21 protein-coding genes and 1 pseudogene are annotated in these 18,262 nt (G+C 40.3%); 8 read left to right on the plus strand and 14 right to left on the minus strand.

All coding sequences use genetic code 11. From position 1 onward, the window contains the following. Nucleotides 1–38: 38 nt before the first annotated feature. Nucleotides 39–701: a transposase gene (locus MKY12_RS22400; protein ID WP_339310894.1), complete on the minus strand. Its 663-nt coding sequence runs from the start codon at nucleotides 699–701 to the stop codon at nucleotides 39–41. Here MKY12_RS22400 and MKY12_RS22405 point away from each other — a divergent pair. After that, entirely contained in the window at nucleotides 694–1,176 is a 483-nt protein-coding gene (locus MKY12_RS22405; protein ID WP_339310896.1) for a hypothetical protein, read from the plus strand. The genes MKY12_RS22400 and MKY12_RS22405 overlap by 8 nt on opposite strands. On the opposite strand, the gene MKY12_RS22410 is transcribed toward MKY12_RS22405, so the two are convergent. Both MKY12_RS22410 and MKY12_RS22415 read right to left on the minus strand, forming a co-directional pair. Next, nucleotides 1,156–2,637, minus strand: a complete 1,482-nt coding sequence (locus MKY12_RS22410; protein ID WP_339310898.1) for a DNA/RNA helicase domain-containing protein — start codon at nucleotides 2,635–2,637, stop codon at nucleotides 1,156–1,158. The genes MKY12_RS22405 and MKY12_RS22410 overlap by 21 nt on opposite strands. Before the next feature lie 405 nt (nucleotides 2,638–3,042). Further along, nucleotides 3,043–3,321, minus strand: a complete 279-nt coding sequence (locus tag MKY12_RS22415; RefSeq protein WP_339310899.1) for a YolD-like family protein — start codon at nucleotides 3,319–3,321, stop codon at nucleotides 3,043–3,045. Nucleotides 3,322–4,076: 755 nt separating this feature from the next. On the opposite strand from MKY12_RS22415, the gene MKY12_RS22420 reads away from it, so the two are divergent. The 3 genes from MKY12_RS22420 to MKY12_RS22430 all read left to right on the plus strand — a co-directional run bounded on the left by MKY12_RS22420 (nucleotide 4,077) and on the right by MKY12_RS22430 (nucleotide 5,853). Then, nucleotides 4,077–4,595 carry a type IV secretory system conjugative DNA transfer family protein gene (locus MKY12_RS22420; RefSeq protein ID WP_339310900.1) on the plus strand — a complete coding sequence of 173 codons (519 nt, stop codon included), beginning with the start codon at nucleotides 4,077–4,079 and terminating at the stop codon, nucleotides 4,593–4,595. A gap of 141 nt (nucleotides 4,596–4,736) precedes the next feature. Beyond that, the gene (locus MKY12_RS22425; RefSeq protein ID WP_339310901.1) at nucleotides 4,737–4,901 is read left to right on the plus strand and encodes a hypothetical protein; all 165 of its coding nucleotides are present in this window, start codon (nucleotides 4,737–4,739) and stop codon (nucleotides 4,899–4,901) included. A 691-nt stretch (nucleotides 4,902–5,592) separates the two neighbouring features. Then, entirely contained in the window at nucleotides 5,593–5,853 is a 261-nt protein-coding gene (locus MKY12_RS22430) for an AraC family transcriptional regulator (RefSeq protein WP_339314949.1), read from the plus strand. Between the two features lie 257 nt (nucleotides 5,854–6,110). Here the strand turns inward: MKY12_RS22430 and MKY12_RS22435 are convergent, their stop codons facing one another. Next, on the minus strand, nucleotides 6,111–7,235 hold the full coding sequence (locus tag MKY12_RS22435; RefSeq protein ID WP_339310903.1) for an alpha/beta fold hydrolase: 1,125 nt from the start codon (nucleotides 7,233–7,235) through the stop codon (nucleotides 6,111–6,113). Nucleotides 7,236–7,394: 159 nt separating this feature from the next. On the opposite strand from MKY12_RS22435, the gene MKY12_RS22440 reads away from it, so the two are divergent. Further along, nucleotides 7,395–8,024, plus strand: a complete 630-nt coding sequence (locus MKY12_RS22440; RefSeq protein WP_339310905.1) for a TetR/AcrR family transcriptional regulator — start codon at nucleotides 7,395–7,397, stop codon at nucleotides 8,022–8,024. A gap of 57 nt (nucleotides 8,025–8,081) precedes the next feature. Here the strand turns inward: MKY12_RS22440 and MKY12_RS22445 are convergent, their stop codons facing one another. Then, the gene (locus MKY12_RS22445; protein ID WP_339310907.1) at nucleotides 8,082–8,348 is read right to left on the minus strand and encodes a hypothetical protein; all 267 of its coding nucleotides are present in this window, start codon (nucleotides 8,346–8,348) and stop codon (nucleotides 8,082–8,084) included. Nucleotides 8,349–9,012: 664 nt separating this feature from the next. Here MKY12_RS22445 and MKY12_RS22450 point away from each other — a divergent pair. After that, nucleotides 9,013–9,354: a hypothetical protein gene (locus MKY12_RS22450; protein WP_339310908.1), complete on the plus strand. Its 342-nt coding sequence runs from the start codon at nucleotides 9,013–9,015 to the stop codon at nucleotides 9,352–9,354. Nucleotides 9,355–9,464: 110 nt separating this feature from the next. On the opposite strand, the pseudogene MKY12_RS22455 reads toward MKY12_RS22450, so the two are convergent. The 3 genes and pseudogenes from MKY12_RS22455 to MKY12_RS22465 all read right to left on the minus strand — a co-directional run. Beyond that, nucleotides 9,465–9,584: pseudogene (locus MKY12_RS22455) on the minus strand (sugar phosphate isomerase/epimerase); the annotation flags it as partial. Between the two features lie 7 nt (nucleotides 9,585–9,591). Then, a complete protein-coding gene (locus MKY12_RS22460) occupies nucleotides 9,592–10,035 on the minus strand; it encodes a hypothetical protein (RefSeq protein WP_339310910.1) in 444 nt (147 codons plus the stop codon). 123 nt (nucleotides 10,036–10,158) lie between these two features. After that, on the minus strand, nucleotides 10,159–10,713 hold the full coding sequence (locus MKY12_RS22465; protein WP_339310912.1) for a pyridoxamine 5'-phosphate oxidase family protein: 555 nt from the start codon (nucleotides 10,711–10,713) through the stop codon (nucleotides 10,159–10,161). A gap of 172 nt (nucleotides 10,714–10,885) precedes the next feature. On the opposite strand from MKY12_RS22465, the gene MKY12_RS22470 reads away from it, so the two are divergent. After that, nucleotides 10,886–11,488, plus strand: a complete 603-nt coding sequence (locus tag MKY12_RS22470; RefSeq protein ID WP_339310914.1) for a TetR/AcrR family transcriptional regulator — start codon at nucleotides 10,886–10,888, stop codon at nucleotides 11,486–11,488. A gap of 975 nt (nucleotides 11,489–12,463) precedes the next feature. Here MKY12_RS22470 and MKY12_RS22475 read toward each other — a convergent pair. From MKY12_RS22475 to MKY12_RS22485, 3 genes are read right to left on the minus strand one after another with little or no spacing between them, the layout of a single operon-like run. Continuing rightward, nucleotides 12,464–12,709 carry a Ger(x)C family spore germination C-terminal domain-containing protein gene (locus MKY12_RS22475; RefSeq protein WP_339310915.1) on the minus strand — a complete coding sequence of 82 codons (246 nt, stop codon included), beginning with the start codon at nucleotides 12,707–12,709 and terminating at the stop codon, nucleotides 12,464–12,466. A gap of 41 nt (nucleotides 12,710–12,750) precedes the next feature. After that, complete coding sequence (locus MKY12_RS22480; protein WP_339310917.1) at nucleotides 12,751–13,452, minus strand: hypothetical protein; 702 nt, start codon at nucleotides 13,450–13,452, stop codon at nucleotides 12,751–12,753. Between the two features lies 1 nt (nucleotide 13,453). Then, nucleotides 13,454–13,741, minus strand: a complete 288-nt coding sequence (locus tag MKY12_RS22485; RefSeq protein WP_339314951.1) for a spore germination protein — start codon at nucleotides 13,739–13,741, stop codon at nucleotides 13,454–13,456. Between the two features lie 253 nt (nucleotides 13,742–13,994). On the opposite strand from MKY12_RS22485, the gene MKY12_RS22490 reads away from it, so the two are divergent. After that, complete coding sequence (locus MKY12_RS22490; protein ID WP_339310918.1) at nucleotides 13,995–14,456, plus strand: helix-turn-helix domain-containing protein; 462 nt, start codon at nucleotides 13,995–13,997, stop codon at nucleotides 14,454–14,456. A 59-nt stretch (nucleotides 14,457–14,515) separates the two neighbouring features. On the opposite strand, the gene MKY12_RS22495 is transcribed toward MKY12_RS22490, so the two are convergent. The 3 genes from MKY12_RS22495 to MKY12_RS22505 form a co-directional block, all read right to left on the minus strand. Next, complete coding sequence (locus MKY12_RS22495; RefSeq protein ID WP_339310919.1) at nucleotides 14,516–14,743, minus strand: hypothetical protein; 228 nt, start codon at nucleotides 14,741–14,743, stop codon at nucleotides 14,516–14,518. Between the two features lie 180 nt (nucleotides 14,744–14,923). Then, the gene (locus MKY12_RS22500) at nucleotides 14,924–17,566 is read right to left on the minus strand and encodes an FtsX-like permease family protein (protein WP_339310920.1); all 2,643 of its coding nucleotides are present in this window, start codon (nucleotides 17,564–17,566) and stop codon (nucleotides 14,924–14,926) included. Nucleotides 17,567–17,574: 8 nt separating this feature from the next. Continuing rightward, nucleotides 17,575–18,261 (minus strand): ABC transporter ATP-binding protein, encoded by a 687-nt coding sequence (locus tag MKY12_RS22505; RefSeq protein ID WP_339310922.1) that lies wholly within the window; start codon nucleotides 18,259–18,261, stop codon nucleotides 17,575–17,577. Nucleotide 18,262: the final 1 nt, after the last annotated feature.

Raw genomic sequence — 18,262 nt, forward strand, 5'->3', positions numbered from 1 at the left:
GATAATGTTCGTACTTCTGCAGTCGAGGGAGCAAATCCTTACGCAACTTCCGAACCGTCTTTTTTAGGGGCTTGTCGAGTCATTTGTTCGAGTTTCTCACTGCTGATCTCAGCGGACTCGCCAAGTTCGCTCAGGTCCTGGCCGCGGTGTTCCTGTTCTTCTTGTTTCTCTGCAGCCTCAATGCCCTCAAACAAAGCCTGTATCTTTTCTTGCAGCTTGGACTTATGTTTACTAACGGCTTTGCCCCATACGAAGGTATAGCGATTGGCGTTGGCCTCAATCTTGGTTCCGTCCACAAAGTAATGCTCCAGAGAAACGTATTTTTCGTCAGTCAAAAACTGAAGCACGGCGGTAAATACCGTTTCAAGGACATTCTTCATCCGCTGGGAACGGAAGCGATTCAGCGTACGAAAGTCAGGTCGCTGCCGTCCGGCTAGCCACATGAAGGGAATGCTCTCACGCACCGCTTTGGCGATTTGACGGGAGGAATAGATGCGTTGGGTGTAGGCGTAGATCATGACTTTAGTAAGCATTTTGGGATGGTAGCTGTCGCGGCCGCCGCCGGGATAAGCAGCGTCAAAAATGGCGTTGTCCAGCCGATTGACGGCGGCATTCACGACGCGAACGAGGTGATTTTCCGGGATATCTTCTTCCAGATCCATTGGCAAGCAAAGTTGGTCCATGGTATATTGAATGTACAAAGAAACCCCTCCTTTGAAATGGTTGTGTGGTAACTCCATTTTAATAAAAGAGAGGTTTCTTTTTTTGCGTTTTTATAAATATTGTCGTCTATTTTCGCTTAAACAGCGGAGAGAACGGAACGATTGTGGAAAAGCGGCAGCGGTCGCCTTGGTCTCCGGATTTTCACCGCTAAGGGGAATGAAAAAAATCTGGAGAGCACAGCGATTGGAACAACGGTCCGTTCGCGCAGCGTCCACCCAAGTGCTCACGTTGATTTTACTTCAAAACAAAGGGCTGTCTCAAGCAGCCATTTCATGGCTTTTGGGACAGCCCCTCTCTAATGATAACTTTTCAACTTTTTATCGTTCTTCAAATGTTATATCAATTCGAGACCGACGTAAAACCGGCGGTAACTATATCGAGAGTAGTGATAAGTTCTGGGTTGGGATGCTCTTCCTATCTAGATCCGAAGACTCATTTGTTCAATATTTTTAAGCAGGCTTCGAGCATGACTGGGTTTTGATATACGATAATCGTTATCTCTTGACGTGCTCGTGTAAGCATCTGGTATAACATTTTATCTAACCGGTATTTTGGCGCACCAGATTCGAACTTTGAAATTAATATTCCTTCGCCATTATAGTAAAAATGCTGGTTAATAACAGCTGCTACGCGATCAAATTCCTGTCCTATTACTTTATGCGCATTTTGTGATCCAACCTGGTACTTATCATAAGTAAGAAAATTTCGATTTGAAGAAGTATAATTAATTACTTCCCAGTCATTCTTTCTTAACTGCTTCAGGTAGTCTTCCAAAGCATATGGTGAATTAAAATATCGTAAATGTATATTCTTATATTCAATTCCCGGATTAACATTTCTCTTATTAAACAAATTACTGATAAAGGAAGCGATTTCTTTGTTGGTTCTTATTTTATCAGTAAGCATATATTTTTTGTGATTTAATTGCTCGATAACTCCAGCTGTATTACGAAATATTTCATCGGATGTGAAGATTTGATCGCGGTCGTAGGCAAAGATACAGTTAATGCTATTGGTTGTAACATAATCGACGATATTGTTCAGTTGCCCAGAATATATACGTTGTGTTTCATCAACGATGATTAGGTCGAATTCATTATCTGCTAGTGCAGCGTTTGATTCCTTTGCTGAATAGACGTTCCATCCATGATTGTTAGTTAGAATATCGTGGCCATCTGAGAGCATACCACAATGAATAATCCCAACATTCCATCCATTATCGATGTAATGTTTGGCAATATCAAACGTTAATAATGTTTTACCAGTTCCAGGTTTTCCCTCAATCGCGATGAACGGCAACGTCTTCTGATCAATTATTTTTATAATTTCACTTCTCGCTGATAGTTGACTGCCGTTTAGAAAGTAATTCCCGCCTATGAATTTTTCAGTTGCATTTAGTGGGGACACAAGATATTCGCTTGGTTTAAATAGAGCATCTATTTCCGGAACGATTTTAGGTTGTTGTGTTTTTATCACATTAATCAAATCTGTAATGTTAGACTTAATGAGAGTTTCAGAATTGTCTAAAGTATAGATCTCTTGAGTCTGTGCAACATAAGCGAACGATTTGACAGGTTGACCTAATGCGCGCAAGTAGTACCTGTTTTGAGATAGCTGCTTCTGGATACGCTCCAGGGAGCTGTTATTCTTCACTTCAATGTTGAGTGTAAAGTTGGCCCCGAAACGAAGGAGGTCAAATTCTTTGGATATTTGAGGTATAGTATATCCAATATAAAATTCGCTCATCTGAACAGAAAGAATTTCACTTTCTAGAAGTTCCGAAATCATGACGTTGATATCGTTGCCTTCCTGTTGCTTAACCGAAATCCCAAAGTATAAAAGATATCTATTGAATTGTTCTACTTTCAAAGCCTTAAAAGCGTCAGCATATGAACTTAGATTGATTGCTTTCATAATAATTAATTCGAACCCACTTTCAAATTTTTCTACCACGAAAATTCTTGGCACCTTCATATATTAAATCCATTTCAATATATTGTAAATGCTAATCCCAACTCACAAACCATGGATATATGATTATTTTTTCCTTAAGGGTTTCCATCCATTCAGACTTTAAGGAATCCAATATTTCTTAAAATATATTCACTTCATAAACAAGGAATCGATTAACCAGATGTTTTCGAAAAAAAGCTTTCCTCAATTTATATGACAAAACCCGCGCTAAAGGCATTGTATTACTTTAAATAATTTTTATTACTCCTCCAAGACCCGTCCTTTAATATTCTACTGATTAAGTTTTGATAAGTCTCCTGCAAGATTCGGTACTAATGGATTGACTGGCCGTCACAGTTCCTATGTTTAAATTATATTTAAGATATTCCTTATTTCTATCCATTCTGATTGTTCCCTAATTGTTCTCAATTCAATTCGTTGTAACTGATAATCTGCAGTCATTACAATACCATGTAGCACTCTATCATAATTTTGATAAAAGACTTTCAACCACAAAGGACTGTGATCTTCAATTGACTTACTTATGGCACTTTTTATCAATTGTAACTGATGCGTGGTAAGTTGAGGTTTTGTGCGTAAATTATTTTCTTTATTTAATATAATCTCATCTATTTTTCTTATCATTTATTGTCCTCCTGATAATTTGTACAGTAAGTCCAGAAACTATATCCATTAGTAAGATTAATAAAAGAATGTAGTGAATCATTTTTACCCATAAAAGAACATTTGTTTGTATTATATATATGCGAACTTCTTTTAGCAATAATTAACTCAGCAGAATCACTTCATATCTATAATCAGAGGCAGATTTGTAATAATTGTTAACAAAATTAGTAATTGATTTTGTATCAATAGAAATGACTAAAGGGTTTTTCTAAAGAAAAAAACAAAAACTGCTACTCAATAACGAGTGTACAGTCTTTGTCTTAGCAGCAAGCTTCGCCTATTCGATGGTTCTATACTATAGTATATTCAAAAATTAATAAAATATACGTAATTCAGTAGATTTCAGTGGATATATTAAAAACTTATTATGACTCTCAAGTAAAAACATCAACTTACAAGAAAACAGCGCATAATCATTATTATGTGCTGTTTCTTCAAATAATATTGATTACTTTGTTGTTAATGTAATGCCATTGTTAACATAATAATTCGATCCAAACCCTGTCTCTCGATCGACAATGAACGTCAATTTTACAATATTCATATAAACCGCGCACGGTATCACGATTCTATTTTCTATACCAACAGCGCAAAAGATCCTCTTACCCGTCAACGAGCAGACAGGGCGGCTACAGATGGTGAGAATATGCAGATTGACCAAAACGGTGAAACCGTTAGCTTCATGAATGTAATGGTTATGCCATTTGCAGAAGATGACAAGCAGTTCACCAGCGTATGTAGACAAGTTTAAAAAACTTAAGTATGATTCATTGCCAAATTCGCATCCTGCCCCCTCTCCAACAAGAGAGCTTTCGTCACCTATCCACCACGTACCCTGCTCAAGATCAAACTGGCGATATACTAATAAAATTAAACCTATGAGTGCCTTTGTGGGAGGCTTTCCCTTTGCAAGTTCTGGCTTCACCGTTGGAACCGATTATCACTTCACCAAGGATGCTAGTGGCGGATTGATTATCGCCGTTACACGGAAACGCGGCGGCGACCCAACCAATTCTTACATCGTCATAATGGGCGTAACCGGCGTAGGTAAATCTACAGCTGTGAAACATGTGGCACGTAGTGAATACATGAAAGGTACCAAAATTATTTTTATTGATCCAGAATCGGAATATAAGGAGCTTTGCCAGAGGTTAATCGGTGACTGTATTAACGTCGGCGGTGGATCGAATATAGAATTAATCCTCTGCAAATTCGCCTGCTCTCCGCGATGAAGAAGATGAGGAATTTCCGCTCTATAAAGATGAAGGAAATGGTATGTCCGACATGCACTGCATCTGAAGAATCTTGAAATCTTCTTTAACATCTACATCCCTGACCTGACCGTGATGCAAAAGGCTGTTTTTAAGCAATGCTTGATTAAATTATATGATCAGTTTCAAATTACTTGGACCACTGATATTATGAAACTATCCAGCACCGACTTCCCAACTTTTTCTGACCTCTACGCTTTGATTCATGGTAAGGAAAAGAAACTTGGCGATAAAGTTTATAAAGAGTTTGTCCTTACTGCTGCATGATATTGCACATGGTGGGGACTCTTTTTTATGGAATGGTCACAGCACGATTCAAACCTAAAGCCGCTGCATTTATTTGGATCCCCATACTCATCAGAATACTTCTGAGAATATCAATCGAACCCAGTACTTTAACCTTTTATCCTGGTGTTGGGAACAAATGTCTCAGGATCGAACAGAACGGGTGCTGCTGATCTGTGATGAGTGTTATTTGATGTCGACCCTAACGTCCCACAGAGCCTAGTTTTCCTTCGTAATGTAGAGAAACGTGCCCGTAAATATGAAGCCGGATTGGCAATTATCTCTCAAGTGTCGTCGACTTTCTAGCTCCTGAGGTTAAGATGTACGGGCAAGCGCTGCTGTATATTCCTAGTATCAAAATCTTGATGGGAACAGACCGGGTAAACCTCCAAGAAACTCGAGAGCTTTATAACTTAACAGATGCAAACGAACTTCCTGGCTGGCAAGAAACGCGAACATACTTTGTTGATGATTGGATCTAAAAGGTTGCATGTCCATTTTGATATCCATGAATATAAGTTTGTTTATATGGGAACTACAGGAGGACGATGAGCGTGGACAAAAAGAAACAGCTCAGAGAGCTTTTCTTCTATATGGGTCTGGTGGTCACCGGGATCATTTTGTTAATCATAAAGGAAGGGTAAAATAATGATTCTATATCTGACTAGTATAGCTGGCAACGGAAGCTCGATTCAGTAGTCGACATATCATACGATTATTCCGGCAACAATCAGGAATGAATTTTTCAGATTACTTGCAGTATAAAAGGATAGAACTTGCCTGCCATTTAGTAATCGAAACAGACAATAAAATGGCAACTATATCAAAAAGTGTTGGCTACCAAGACACAGCATATTTCCGGGAGGTATTTCGCAAAAAAATGGGGATAAGCCCAAATGAATACCGTAAGTCATCGTCTTTTCCAACTTCTTAAAGGGTCTATATGAGAAAATCGCCTGAGGTATATATTATCCTCAGGCGGTTCTCCAATTGTGAATACTCTAGAGCCTCTTTATTGTTCGGCTTACAGAAACATAATTTATTCATAAATTTTTATATACGGAAACATTAATTGAAAGTTTACACAATATATTTTGTCCTTATAGGACTGAAGGAACCCCCCGCACAACCGATGGTTTCCTTCAGCAATTATGTTCATTAATGAATAATTAAAGATTAATAGTTTCAAACTTAAGCATTCAACAGTATATCAACAATCCAGTCTGCACCATGGTTGCCGACTTTTTCGTTTTCGTTACAACCACAATGTACATTACCTGGAATTTTATAATATTCTTTATTTTCACTTGAAACCATTTCATAAATATTTTTTGCACCTTCTACGCCTAGAATAGGGTCTTCTTCAGTATGTTGAACAAGAACAGGGCAAGTAATATTTTTTAGAAATGGTCCAATGTTCATCTCAGAGCTAATTTTTTTGGCTATCTCATTATCGTATTCATTAAATTTGAATGTGAAATTTTTTAAATAAAAATCTTCTATACCAGCAATTGGACGACGTGTTAAATCATCTGTTTTTGAAGAACCACCACGGCAAACAAGTGCAGAAATAAAGTCGTTATTAAAGCATGTGGCCCTGGTTGCCAAATATCCACCATAACTTATACCCATAATACCAATCTTATTACCAAGACGAGGATCATTATGGATAAAGTCAATGATTGCTTTTACTGCTCTTTCATAATTATCAACGGTATAATACATATTTCGATAATGTAATGCTTCACCTTGACCCGGTCCATCAAAAATGATCGTAGCTACCCCACGTTCCCAGCATTTTCGAGCATTTAGATAATTTTCCTCTTTGTAACCTGTTGCACCTGGTACGTAAATAACTACAGGAACATTTTTTGGTGCATTATCAGGGATTAATAAATATCCTGGGATTGAATTCCCTTCGAATGGAACTTCAATATTAATAACTTTATCGTAAGATGTAACTGCTTTACTCTTTCTAAAACTATTGTAAATCTTCTTGTTGATGGACATTTTTTCTTCAGTAGGATCTTTAATACCGTAGTCTGCCAAACGATATAATGCGCAAGCGTTAGAAAAATATTGACTTGCAGTTGCCAAGTGTCCCAATTTCTCGTGTTCTTCGGCATATGCATATGCGTCATCACCCAAGCTATCTGCTGCTAATACAAAATCTTCTCCTTCAGAAATTTTTTCCAATGTATCGCAATTTAGTTCGGTACGATTCATTAATTTAATAAAATCTTCTGGCGATAGTCCTTGTCCTAACATTCTACCTATATCCTGAGCGAGTGGTCTTAATCTTTTTTTGGTAATCATTTTCATTCCCCTTTCCAGTACAATGTACTAATACATTTATAGTACATTGTACTGGAATCGTCGTCAATATACCCATTCCATTAGAAAATGACAAAGTTCTGAACATTATTGTATAAAGGAAACGGTTGATGATATTCTATTTAGAGAGCAATAAAACAAATGACAAAAAAGGAATATATAATAATGGCAACTACTAAAGAAAAAATTCTTAGTCAAGCTGAGCGCTTATTTAATGAAGAAGGTTATAATAATGTTTCATTAAGAGATATTGCTGAAGCCGCTGGAACCACAATTGGAAATTTAACTTATCACTTTCCCCAAAAGGAAAATTTGGTCTTTGCAATTCAAAGTGAACTTTATACGGAATTTTTACATAATTTCGTCGATCAACAAGATGGCTTGTTAACATTTGAGAATATGATAAATTCATTTTTGAGAATAAATGAGAATAGAAAAAAAAATGCATTTTTTTATCGAAATATTGTAGAATTATGTCAGGAATCGAGTGCCATTGCCAGTAGTGTGGATACATTCCGTCAAAAAATTTATCAGTACTATTTATCATCTTTCTTAAATCTTCAACAAGAGGAAATATTACGTAATGACATTTCTACAAAACAATATGAAACGCTGGCATATACTGTTGTGTATTTGAGTGGAATGTGGTGGCAAAATACAACACAATATTACGATGAAAGCATACCAAGAATTGAATTACACACGGCATTAAAAGACCTAATATATCCGTATCTTACGAAGAAAGGTATGAGTATTTTCAGTTCATTTTAGAAATGAACTAAGTGCCCTGGATATTGTTGCTAGTCATGACATCCAGTGTTTTATCCCTCATAAGTTCCATGGGCATTTGCTCCCTGCCAAGCCCGAGACTTCAGCCTCTACTAATATTCCTATTCGTGAGCAAACGGTATCTGTATTCCCGACAATCTGAATAACCTTCATACCCGTTCTCTGCTTCAGAAAACTTGCCAGTGCTCCAACCGTTGTGTCTTCAATTAGATACCCACAGGACTCTTGCTCGTCAAGCTTCTTATTCTCCCATTCCAGTTCCTTGAGAAGGCCGCCATAGATCCGGTCTGTATCCGCTAAATGCATAGGGTCGTGAAATTTCCAGATCGCAGTTACATTCTTTTCAATTGACTTAAGCTAGGCCAAATACAGGATCCTCCTGGAGCCAGACCAGTTCGTCCTTGCCGGTAAAGTAGGCAGGTGGGGCGACCTTCTGTATTTGGCCACTATGGCTGGATGACCAGAGTCTGCATGAAGCGGCTGCCATTGACGGGCGGGAAGATCTAAACGAATACTCCATGTGACGATTCCGGGCATTCTTCCAACCTTAATGGTACTCGTTATTTTTGCTGTCAGCGGAATGCTGAATAACAACCTCACACAAATTTATGTTTTGCAAAATACGCTAAATCTGCCTGCCAGATTATCGATACGTATGTTTATCAGACCAGACTGCTGAATTTTCAATTCTCGTCAGCGACCGCTTTTCGATTAACGAAGTCGGTATTTACCCTGATCCTGTAGGTCGGTTCAAACTGGGTTTCCAATAAAATCACAAATACTGGATTCTTTCAAGGAGAAATAGGGGGATGGTGGGCGGAAATCAAGCTGGAAGGCCGGTTTGTACCTGAGGCCAAGTTTCCAAGCGGCATGAAAACGCTGGCTGACTATATTCACGATAGAGGCTTGAAATTTCGGCATGTATTCCTGCGTCGGCACCCACACTTGCGCCAGTTATCTGGGAAGTTTCATGCATGAATTTGCGGATACGCAGCAGTATGCTGAATGGGGCGTAGATTTTCTTAAATACGACTATTGCTTCAAACCGCGGCATATTTCCGTAGTACTGCTGTATAAATGGATGAGCCTGGCTCTTAAAAACTGTGGGCGAAATATTTTCTTCTCGGCATGTAACTGGGGAGAAGATGATGTATATCATTGGATTCGGGAATCAGGCGCACATATGTACCGCTCGACAGCAGATATTCAAGACCAGTGGGATTATAGCTATATATTTAAAACTTGTCTCAAGGACAGTACAGCAATTCCAATGTATCGGCTGTCTGGGCCAAAAACTAAACTGCGGCCGTGAGCCGAAGCTGACCCGTTATTTCAGGGAGCCGGGTATCTGCGTACTGTTCCGGTAATCATTTCAGATAGGAAAGAAGGCAGCATTAAATCCCCTTTGGTGTGATGCTGCCACCGAAGGACACTCATAATGTCCGCCCTAGTTTTTATGTCATGACCAAAGCCTACAAAGCGGAATTTCCATGCTCGATTCATCATCATATTGTAGGATTGCATATCAGAAACGCTGTTACGAAGGCTTTTATCTTTTAAGTTTTAACTTTCCAGTAAGAACGAATCCATCCTTCATGTTTATACTCATTAGGAATAGGTTGACACCACCGCCCACGACTTCAATCAGCTGAACCCACCAAAATTTCGTGCCAAATTCACCTGCTGATGCCCACATATTAAGTAATATTGCAGAAGGTATCATAATTAATATACCGATCAAAGCAATAAATGGCATACGTTTCTTTTTCTTTTCAATAATCTTTCCTTTTCTACCCCTAGATATTCTGAAGCCCGTTGCCCCAGTTAGTGCTATGGCTGGAATCAAAACGATCAATCCTGGTAGAACAATCAAACTTTTAAGTATAGCGATCGTTTCATAACTACAGAATAAATCTACTATAATAGTAGATATTAAAAAACTGGAAATACATAGAAAAGATATAATGCTAGCAAACGCATGTAGTTTCTTCATATATTAATCCCCTCATCTGTAATATAGACGTTGCGGGTACGGATGAAAATAATAAGGATCGATTCCCTTAGATTTGCAACAAGAGAGAGAAAGTGACTTTAAATGAAGCTCCAGCAAATGATACTATACATGCCGCAGATAATCTATTGATACAAGCGGGTGTTTCCTTGATTGATCCATCCACGTGCCATATAGAACATCTACTCGTATGCAAGGTTGTTTTTCTAGAGGTAAATATTCAGTAAATTCATACCCTGGCTTACTTCTTTGAGCTGCCAACGCTATTTTTAGTTCCTCTGCGTCATCAACAATTTTGGCGATTCCCATAAATTGAAATGCCTTTGCCTGCTTTCTATTTTCATATCCTGGCAGATTATATACGGATAATGAAACCTGTGTATTTACATTGATGTTATGCACCTTTCTGGTACCAGGAACAGAAAATAAGTAGAACACAGGTCTGTATTCTTCATCTGCGACTGTGGCAAAATGTACAGCATGAACAAGTGGCCAATGAGTTGGAGTTGCTGTTGCCAGACTAGCAACCTCTTGTACTCTTAAAAACTCCAAAATATCCTGCCTAACTTCATTTTCAATTTCTTGTTTAACTAACTTAGGCATAAGTCCTTTTTGTTCCAATCTGTTTTCAATCCAATACTTTGATTTACTATCGCTCATAATCAAACCTCCAATTAATTAAACTGTACGGTACAGTTTAATTATAACGAGGAAATTACTAACCGTCAATATTTCCATTTTGCTTACGAGCTAGCATTTTCTTATTTGACGATACTGGTTTCAAATTTTATAATGAATTCAGAATTTTCAGATTATATAAGGAGCTGTTTTTTTGAGAACCAAAAGTGAAAACAAGAGAAAAGAAATAATTGATGTAGCATTACAATTGCTAAAAGAAAGTGCTTCACATGACGTATCCATGTCCGAAATTTCTGCGCGTGTAGGCGGTTCTAAAGCAACTTTATATAACTACTTTTCATCAAAACAAGAAGTCTTTGCAGAATTGGTCAAACAGTCCGTTCAACCCGAATTAACAACAATAAAGTCCATATTGACAGAAAATGATGATCTTAAGACAGTGCTACAGATTTTCGGGGAGCATTATTTGCATCAACGATGTAGTCCGGATACGATTGCCATCAACCGGATGCTAATTGGGGAGTCCGCGCGCTCTGACATTGGAATTTTATTCTTTGAAGAGGGACAAAGGAAAGTTCTCGATTTGTTATCCGCGCACTTTGAGAAAGAAATGAATGCTCGAAAGATGAAAATGAGGAATACAGGGATGGTTGTATCACACTATATAGCCTTGATCGAATCAGAGCTAGTGGAAAAATGTCTATTCGGCATGATTGAGGATCCATCCGATGCTCAAATCAGCGGGTGCGTTGAGCGAGGTGTTGGTGTTTTTTTGGATGCATATTTATCTAACTAACTCAACTTTCGTATCTGGTAAGCGTAACCTGGACAGCAAAGGCTGCGCAAAAGACAATATTGTCATCGAGCGCTTCTGGGCTTAGTTTAAAATTCATGAGATTATAGCAACGAGTACAGTAATCCCTGTGAGACACGGCTGGAGATACAGCATATGATTGAACTTTCTATTAGGGAGTGAACTTCGGATAAATATAGATGTACCGACGGAAACCTACAGCAGCGATTGCAAAGAATGCGTTATCGTCGTATATAAGGACACTTATAAAGTTAGGTGAGTTTTAGTTATCTCTATACCTTATTTTATGAACAGTAAACACGATAAGCGGACACGTTCATTTGGACGAAAAGCGCCACAGATAAGCGGATGATCAATAGTTGGACCAGCAAGCCAATAAGGATGGAGGCCCAGGCATCTTTTCCCGAGATCCCGATTAACATAGAGGGAAGAGTAAGTAGAGCACTTCCCCAATAATACAGTGTAAGCAGCATAGTAAACTGTCGAGAGCTCACCTGATTTCCCCTTCCTTCAAATTCATGCTAGCCCAAATTCAGTGCCAAGTGTGAGCTCGGGTACAATATAATTAAAGGTCTCATTAAATCCGGGATTATCCAGTGCTTCATAGACATGATACTGAGACCAAACGCAATGGCATAAAAGCTATACACAATCGTTTTCTCTTGTACCTTTGCCCGCGCCCCCTGATACTGCCGGAATTTCCATGCCCATAGCAGTAGAGGAGTCCGGACCAGAAATAAATTCATTTGACGTCTGCCTTCAGAATTGGACTCACGATTCTTCCCCTTCCCTTGATCTCATAGTGCACATTGACGTCTACTTCCATTTCACTGAATTTCTCATTCCATACATCATGCCATTTTCTCCAGTACACAGGATACTTTTGGTGGAACTTTTTCCCGAACCCAAAAATGTCTGCGCCATACTCTTTCTGCACCGTACGTATTCCCTCTGAAATCAATTTCTGTGTTTTTGTATGGCTAGTTCCTTCATCGCTCTTAAGCCCTCCCTGCTCTCTAAATCAAGATTACATTCTACCTCAGCCACATTGGCCTCAATTCTGATCTCCACAGTAACAGAAGGTTCCCCATCTTTTATATGGGGGGTGATTTTAGACTCTGCATTAAGGACTTCCATTACAAAATCCCCCTTGGCATCTGGACATTCCACTTTTCCAACTGTAGACTTAACCTTTCCTATCACATAGTTGTAGGCTTTACTGTCAGCCTCATTAAGCCAACCTATCAATAATCATACTTAAAAACACCTATGCCTCTAAACTCAAATTTGAGTGGGCTGTTAATAACCTCCACGTTCTCCTTGGTTTTCCCTTTCTCAAGGTTACCTTCTAAATAAAGGCCGGTTAACACCGCTTCTTGTCCTTCTGAATCAAACCATTTCATCAGATCTAACAGCCTCACGGCGGAAGTGGGAGCCCAAAACTTATGTGAGCCGTTTAAAGAATCATACAAATCCCTGGAGGGCAATCGTTCAAGGGGTGTCATAATGGACAAAGCCTCTGAAGCACTTCCGTTTCGGACGATCGCAACATTAAAATCAAGTCTGACCTCATGATCTCTGAACATGAAATCCAGAGGTTTAAGGATACCTGCTTTGGCCGTAGCTTCGTCCAGCAGAAGGATGCTTAAATGTGATAAATAAATCTTGCGCGGCAGCTTCGTCGTCAGTTTGCGCAAGGCTTCCATAACCGTCACCGCCTCCGTTTCCACAACCAGTGCAGGTGATCCCGAGTTCCCCCCTCCAGTGCTGGCAGCAGCCATGCTGGGTGCAACAATCTGCACCGTCACGCGATACCCTTTGTCGGATTTATCAATTCCGAGACCGATTGCTACAGCTAAATCACCTAACTCCTTTCTGCTCCAGCAGCCAGACAATAGTGTTGTCATTAAGGTCAGGACACAGATCATCATTACCGATCTTCTCATCTTAAACTCCATCCTTCGAGCGTTTATTCCGTGAGCTTGACCAATAGGGACTACGGAACATACCGTCTACCTGTTCTTTCTTCGAATACGGCGCATATGGACGCATATATGGGACACCGAGCGACTGCAGACTGCATAAGTGCACGATAAGCAGGAGAAAGCCGATGGTCAAGCCGTAAATCCCAAAGGAGGCGGCTGCACCCATGAACAAAAAACGGATTAGCCGGATTGAGATGGACATATTGTAGTTGGGAATTACAGGAGCGGTTACAACGTAAGCGTGTACTATACGAAATTACCAAAAGGAAATACCGTAATGAAGGATGGCCCATATAAACATACATTTTATATGAGCCTTCTTTCATTAAGTGTTTGAATTTAACTCCGGGGCAAATTGAGCCATCGTTCCGGTGAATGAGAGCCACGTCTCCGCCGTTTTTGAGCCACCCTTCCGGGCGGGATGAGCCACCGAAATGACCTCCTGCTAGAATGAACCTTATGCGTTGTTGCAAGATAACGCTAATCATTCAGAGGAGGTCACTATGACCCAATACCGTGAAATCCTGCGGCTGCACAGCCAAGGAATCAGCCAACGTAACATCGCCCTCAGTTGCGCCTGCTCACGCAACACCGTCTCCAAGATTATTGAACGCGCAAGCGAACTGGGAATCGCCTGGCCGTTAGGAATGGAGCTCACAGATGGAGAGCTTCGAGGGCGCCTCTTTGCCGAGCCAGTCCAATCCTCCAGGCGCAAGCAACCAGATTACGCGTACATCCACAAAGAGATGGCGAAAAGCGGCGTAACGCTTAGTTTGCTCTGGAACGAGTACTGTGAGCAATGCCGGTCCAGCCAAGAGATTCCACTCATGTATTCGCAGTTCTGCTATCACTACCAGCAGTACACCTTAAAATCAAATGATACCATTGTGTTTCATCGGTATAATCACCTCTCTATCCGGATAGGGATCACCGCGGCCATCGATCCGCATAAAATCAATTCCTGAACCAAGACCATTTTTCTCGTTGTAGTGGCACAATTCCCATCTTCTCACCACCTTGTGAATCACGCAATCGCCTCGATCTTCAAAGTAGAGCGGACCGCAGCCAACATGACTTTTTTCTTTTGTCCCTCGTGAGTATCGGTAAAGAAATCTGAATTGTGAGCTACCTCTAATAGAGCCTCACAAGCTGCTTGAATGGAAAGCTCATCATCTTGGGTGTAGTAATAACAGATTTGATAACATAACGCTTCATGTCGTCGTAATATTGATGCTTTGACTTGTATATTCATAGGTTATTCCCCCACTACAAAGCTACTGCTAATACAATTTAGTTGTCTCACATTCCTTCACGCGCTGGTATAAGGGTGAGATTCGTCTGGAGCTGTTTGCCCCATGATCACTGTCTCCCTTATTCGACCTGCCTTACCTGAAAGAAGGCATCATCTACTTGCTGCAGGGTACCCTATAATCTAATTCTCCCTCCGAAGAGCATCTACGATATTTACTTTATTTAACCTGTACATCGGCCAAATCGTTGCGACGAGCGTCGTAATCATCGCACCCGCGAAAGCAATGCCAATACTGTCCAATGGGATCACCCAGGCTGTATCCAAAGCACCTGCGAAGAGAACATGTATTCCATAATTCAGAGCTGTCCCTATGATAATCCCGATCACGGCGGCAAACAGACCATAAAATATGCCTTCTAAAACAATCATTTTCCTCACTTCATGCTGCGTCATGCCGATAGCCTTGAGAACCGCAAACTCTTTCGTACGAAGAATGAGATTCGTACTCACTGTATTCACAATGTTCAAGAAAGCAATTAACACAATGACACCAATAAAACCGTAAAGCAAGATGCTGAAAGTCATTGCGTCGTTTTTGGCTTGGGCTACTTCCGCCACTCGATCATTGTAGTTAAATCCTGCGTCTTTTTCATTTAACGATTTGAGATAGTCTGTTATAGGCTGGTTCGATATATCCGGATTTGCAAGAATGAAGATTCTGGAATATGCGTCGATCCCCATAATCTTGGAATAAACTTCCGACGTCGTAATGAATGAAATAATTTCACTGCTAGTATATCCCTTCATCAACAAATCTTGATCAACGATTCCGGCCACTGTCACGGTTTGGTAAACTTTTCGGTCTCCGTTCGTTGCTCGAATTTTGATGCGATCTCCAACCTTAAAGCGGGTTTGATCGATAATCAGTTGTTTTCCACTTTCCGTATTCGTGCTTACTTTTTGTAGAACGACAACTCCGTTTTCTTGGTTCATTTTCTCCTTGTCGATCTTTCCGGCCGTGAGTTTGAATTGCAGAGCATCCAAGCCATTGTCTCCATAGGACGTAAGGAAATTATTATCTGTTCGATACCCCTCGCCTTCAGCAACGACATATCGACCCTTTCTTAATTCATAATATTTGGGATCAACCTTATCCTTAGGGATGATTGCCTCTACTTGATCATTGTAATACTTGTAAGCTTGTTGAACAGCATCAAGCTTAGCAATATGCTGATACACGGTATCATCTATTCGTTTTGAAGGGCCATCATAGGAAAGCGAATAAGAATACTGAGCACCAGAGATCTGTGTTGCTTGCCGCAGAAAATCAACCAAACCGCTAAATACAATAAACAAAGTAATGCTAATAATCATGGAAAAGGCTGTTATCCGGAACCGTTTTTTGTTCCGCTGCAAGTTCCTGCTGGCGAATTGCCCTACGATGCCAAACAGCTTTTTAACGAACCGGGACTTTTTGACCTTCGTGATATGTTCAACCTTCGTGTTCCCCGTACTTTTTAGCGCTTCCAGAGGTGATACGCGAGCTGCTTGTTTTGCTGGTCCAATGGCGGAAAAAAATACGCTCAGCAAGCCTAATAAACCGGCAGCAATCAGAATCGGTATGGAGATGACCATTCTCATATCGTTTAAGAAACCTAATGTTAACAAGCTGATATTGTAGAACAATAACTTCATAAAAAGGGTCCCCGTAAGAAGCCCGATAGGTATGCCGATCAAGCTCAATAGTCTCGCTTCTTGCATCACAATTTTGCGAATTTGGGTTGGTGTAGCTCCAATACATCTCAGCATGCCAAATTGCAAAATTCGTTCCAGTACAGAAATATGAAAAGTATTATAGATTACAGCAATCGTACAAATCATAATAATCACAATAACTGCGACAAACGCAAGGGTTAGACTGTTGTTTACCCCCTTATAAATACTTTTGCCATACAATTTAAGTAGCTCATTATTGTACTCAATTCTTACATTCTTAATAAAATTATCCTTATCCAGTTGCATAGCAGAACCTTGTTCGGCATTACCCAGCTGTAAAGAGGACATGATGGTTTCCGTTTTCTTTTGGATTCCATTCAAAGATTTCATTTTGACATAAACGAAGTACTTTTTCTTGTTGTCGATGGTCTTGTAATCGTTGAAAGTAATGGCAGGAAAGATGTAACTGGAAGACCAATTCCCCGTTGGCGGCTTCATAAAGCCGACGATGGTATATTCTTTTTGAGATTGAGCTTGGAAAGCTTCGTCAAGATCCCAGCCAAAATCACCAAGTCCGTTAATTTTCTTGTCTTCACCGGTGGACGCCACCTTCCGAATCCCAAGCTTGAGCTCCATCGTATCGCCAAGTTTCGGTTTTTCTGAAAAGAGACTCAAACTCGATGATGAAAGGACAATCTCATTCGGATTTTTAGGCAGCCTGCCTGAGTCGAGCTGTACTTGAAGCATGGATATCGCATTCGCATCATATCCCTTGACATTCAAGTATCGGTAGGGTGCGGCAAACGGATTTTCGTGCATTTCCTTCTCGTTTGTTTCCTTAATGATGGCGTATCCTTCCCTACTGATGACGCCGGCACTTTCCACGGATGCATTGTTTTTTACCTTCGGGACGGCTTCTCCTGAAATGCCATTGATGGAGACGTGGTAATCTCCGTAGTGATTTATGGTTTGTCTGATTAATTTATCCCAATAGCTCATCCCGATCGTTCCAATGGATGTGAGCAACGTAACCGACAAGATAATACCGAAAATCGTAAGCAGCGATCTTTTTTTCTGTCCCTTTAAATATTTCCCGGTAAGACCCATGTAGCTATTCAACGTTCATTCACCTCATTTGGCTGTTGAAGGAGGCCGTCTTCGATTCTTACGACTCGATCTGCGGTTTTGGCAATATTTAGATCATGCGTGATCATAATTAATGTCTGATGATATTTTTTAACGGAGAACGTTAGTAACTCCATGATTTCCTTACTGCTTTTACTATCCAGATTTCCGGTGGGCTCATCCGCTAAAATAATCGAGGGTTTATTGATTAAAGCACGTCCAATAGCTGTTCTTTGCTGTTGTCCGCCTGACAATTCGGATGGAAGATGGTGCCTTCGCTCGGTGAGGCCTAATATCCCCATTAATTCCTGCACATATGTTTCATCACCCTTTTTGTTCTCCAATAATAGCGGCAACTTAATATTTTCCTCCGTAGATAGGACCGGGATCAGGTTGTAGGATTGAAAAATAAATCCAATCTTTCGTCTCCGGAATATAGCGAGCTCCGCTTCTTTTTTGTTATAAATATCCGTACCATCGATGATGACTTGTCCGCCAGACGGGCGGTCCACCCCGCCTAATAGATGCATCAAAGTGCTCTTCCCTGATCCGCTGGCCCCTACGATAGCAACAAATTCTCCCTGTTGAACGGAGAAATTTGCATCTTTTAATGCTTCAACCTTCGCCTCTGCGCTTCCATAGGTTTTGCATAAATTCACGGTTTTTAGTATATCCACC

This window comes from Paenibacillus sp. FSL M7-0896, assembly GCF_037975415.1.
Taxonomy (GTDB): Bacteria; Bacillota; Bacilli; order Paenibacillales; family Paenibacillaceae; genus Paenibacillus_AQ; species Paenibacillus_AQ silagei.